This window comes from Halomonas sp. 3F2F, assembly GCF_014897805.1.
Classification (GTDB): Bacteria; Pseudomonadota; Gammaproteobacteria; order Pseudomonadales; family Halomonadaceae; genus Vreelandella.
Map to the genome: position 1 here is coordinate 1 of NZ_JABUZE010000115.1, position 3514 is coordinate 3514.

The following is a 3514-nucleotide window of genomic DNA, read 5'->3' on the forward strand; positions in this document are numbered from 1 at the left end:
AGCACTTTCAGCCGCTTTCTTTTATACCCTGTGAGAAATCCGGGTTAGCCACCTTAACGCTGCTGATCAACTCAATGCTTTTATCGCATGGGCAAAAGCTACTTTGCCAAAGGGAGTTTCTAATAATCGAGTCCATGCAGGAATTCAGTGGGATATGCAGTCATGGCATAGTTCAGGAATTCAAGGCTGTAATTTTACTGCATATGGATCATCAAGAGTTCAGAGTCAGAAAGATAAAGAATATATGCAGCCACCAATTATGGATTTTGCCAAGGCACTAGTTGTCCATTACAAGGTGTTTCGAGGAAAAAAAACGACGAGAAGCATGCTTGACTGTGTAAGGGCTCTTGAGGTTGCGCTTATTGAGTTAACAGGAACAAGGGACGTGACTAAGATGTCGCCTGCCATCTGTAATAGAGCTTGCGAGTACCTCCAAATTGCATACCCTAATGGCAATACTGCTTACATAATAAGTAAGTATCTAGAAAGTGTAGTGGTGTTGATGAAGACTAAGGGGTTATTAGCAAAACCCTTTCGGTGGTCTTCTCCATTTCGACCCAAGAATTCGGGCACACTGCAAGAGCAGCGCAAAAGTCGAGAGAAAAAGCTGCCGAGTCCTGAATCTATTCGCGCTATAGGGGAACTGTTTAATAACACCTTAACCACTCCGCTTGACATTGTAACCGTCTCAGCATGTTCTCTTTTGCTTAGCCTGCCTAGTCGTATAGGGGAATTAGCAGATGTAGAACGTGAATGTGTGGTATTTAAAGAAGATGATGTTGGTGCTCGCCGCATGTTTCTACGCTGGTATGCTGAGAAAGGATTTGGTGCGACTACAAAACCAGTTATGACAGGCATGGAGTCCGTTGTGGAGCGCGCCATTAACCTGTTGGTACCTGTTACAGAAGAAGCTCGTGCTTATGCGGCATGGCTTGAAGACCACCCCGACGAGTTTCCGCTGCATGCGGGAGTGCCCCTTAAAGGCCTAGATGATCCGCTCACGTATGTTGAGGCTTGTGCTGCACTGAAAACTAAAGTTCATTCAAACCACTCAGCACGAAAAAATTTTAAGGATCAATGGGTTGAGTCTATTTCAAAACGTGCATCAATAGGTCCTGTTGCGCAGTTGCTACTGGACGAGATACAACAAGGTTGGGATGCCACCTGCGGGAGCCGAATCTATGTGAGTGGCACACGCCATTATTATGAGTATAACGATAAAGTTGTCATTACGTTACGCAAGCTCAATATCTTGGTCCGTGAGAAGTACTTGCCTAAAGATTTTCCTTATACCACTCCTGCGGAAGATGGTAAAAAGCGCGTAAAGTATCGTGATGCCCTGTTAACAGTGCGTACTGGTAGTTTACCTGACGAGACAAAAAAATCGCTTCTAATGACCCGTGATTTTGGAGTGGAGATCGCTGCCAACCCTAACCGAATAGCAGCGCAGCTAGGAGGAGCTACTCCGCGTAAGCAAAGTATTTTTCAAAGGCATGGTTACGGGAATCTGAAGGTGAGCTCGCACTCTTTTCGTCACGAACTGAATACTGAGATGCAATACGCGGGGCTTTCACAACTACTTATTGATGCGTTTTCTGGACGCACTTCTATGGGCTCTGTCTATAACCATGAGACTGTCGAGGATCGTACCCAAAGGGTTGCACAATATCACCCCAAAACGAAGTACAGTAATGCGGCTTCGCGGTTGGAGAAGGTCAAAACTAACCAACCTTTGAGTCTCAGTGATGTGACAGATCTCCATGAGGGGGAGCAGGATCTAATCATCCATCAGACGCACGTTGGAATCTGTGTACACAACTTTGCCTCTGAACCCTGCCCGAAAATGGGAGCCTGCTTAACTTGTGGGAAGCTCGGCTGTGTCAAGGGCGATGATGTGAAGCTCGCAAACCTCAAAGAAGAACGCAAGGACCTTAAATGCCGCTACGACAAAGCGCTTGATGCGCAGTCTCGCGATATTTTTGGAGCTTCAGAGTGGGTCAAAAAAGTAGGTATGAGTCTATATAAGTGTGATGCGCTGATCCGAACCTTGGAGAACCCCGAACTCGAAAACGGCGACATCGTGTGGAACGCCGACAATGGTTGGACACTGACAAACAACGCAGCAGCCATGGCGGGGCTGATTGATGTCAAAGACATCGAAGCGAAAAATGAGCAGCTGATGTCATTAGATGACTTGTCAGCGATGCTAGACGAAATTGAGGTATAACAATGGGGCATTTAACGAAGAAAGATGAAGCGCGCATCATCAAGCTAATTGAAGAGTGGTCGGAGCCAAAGCTGACCTGGCCTTTACTCGTTGAAGCATGCAAAGAAAAGCTGGGTATTAGTCGTGCTCGCCAGTCTCTGATGAAGCTACCTGCCGTTGATATAGCCATGAAGAATCGTAAGGCCGCATTGAAGGCTCCGAAGGAATCACCAGGATGGATAGGCGACATTCGTGAAGCGAACGAGCGCATTGAAGAACTGACTGAGAAAAACCAAAAGCTTATGTACGCTCTTCGTGAGATGCATGCGCGATTCTTAATATGGCAGGCAAACGCTGAGATACATGGGGTAACGCAATTGATGCTTGAGCAGCCAGTGCTTCAGCTCCAGAAGAAATCCTAATTAAGTGTTCATAAAGCTATACTTTGTGGACACCATGCTCAAGCCCCTAAATGCCAACCTTTATGGTGTCCAAAAACCTTGCTTGTTAATTTCTTGACATGATGTATAGAAACCTTATTCTGTTTATGAACAGTATGAGGTTGGATGGAATTTATGTCGGGAAAGCATGTTGGATACATTCGCGTCTCAACGGTCGGTCAGAATAGTGACCGCCAGCTTGATGGCATTCAGCTAGACAAGGTGTTCGAAGAGAAAGTGTCTGGCAGAAATGCTGGTTCACGCGACATCCTCAATCTCTGCCTCGATTATCTCCGCGAGCACGACACACTTCATGTTCACAGCATTGACCGGCTCGCTCGCAACATGTCTGACCTGCTCTCGATTGTTGATGACCTGGTAAAGCGTGATGTTACCGTCAAGTTTCATTCCGAGGGGTTAACGTTCGCCCCGCAGACAGATGATCCCATGGCTTCGTTGATGCTGCACATGCTTGGCGCATTTGCCGAATTTGAACGGTCGCTTATCGGCCAGCGGCGGAAAGAAGGGCTAGAAGCTGCCAGGAAACGCGGAAAGCAAATTGGTCGGCGGAAATCGTTATCTGATGAGGATCTTTCAGAAATTGCTCAGAAGCTCTCCAAGGGGGATTCTAAGAGCGATTTGGCAAAAGAATATGGCGTTTCCCGCACAACGTTATATGCAGCTTTGAACAAGTTTCAGGAGGCGTAATGGCGAGCCCACAAGAGCAGGGCCAAATCTATCTTGAAAGATTTCGAGAATGGATTAAGTCCATGTCTGATGATGATTTTCGCCAGATCGTATACTCCCCAAAGGGCATCCTGAATGTAAGCGTTCATTCCAAGGCGTTCTGCCACTCCGGTAAATTTCT

Annotated in this window: 3 protein-coding genes; all 3 read left to right on the forward strand. The window is 46.7% G+C overall.

All coding sequences use genetic code 11. The features are described 5' to 3' along the window. The first annotated feature begins 154 nt into the window (after nt 1–154). The 3 genes from INT21_RS12075 (at nt 155) to INT21_RS12085 (ending at nt 3354) form a co-directional block, all read left to right on the forward strand. A complete protein-coding gene (locus INT21_RS12075; RefSeq protein WP_226930644.1) occupies nt 155–2227 on the forward strand; it encodes a hypothetical protein in 2073 nt (690 codons plus the stop codon). Between the two features lie 2 nt (nt 2228–2229). Then, on the forward strand, nt 2230–2628 hold the full coding sequence (locus tag INT21_RS12080) for a hypothetical protein (RefSeq protein ID WP_193068166.1): 399 nt from the start codon (nt 2230–2232) through the stop codon (nt 2626–2628). Nucleotides 2629–2772: 144 nt separating this feature from the next. Beyond that, a complete protein-coding gene (locus INT21_RS12085) occupies nt 2773–3354 on the forward strand; it encodes a recombinase family protein (protein ID WP_226917005.1) in 582 nt (193 codons plus the stop codon). Nucleotides 3355–3514 lie beyond the last annotated feature (160 nt).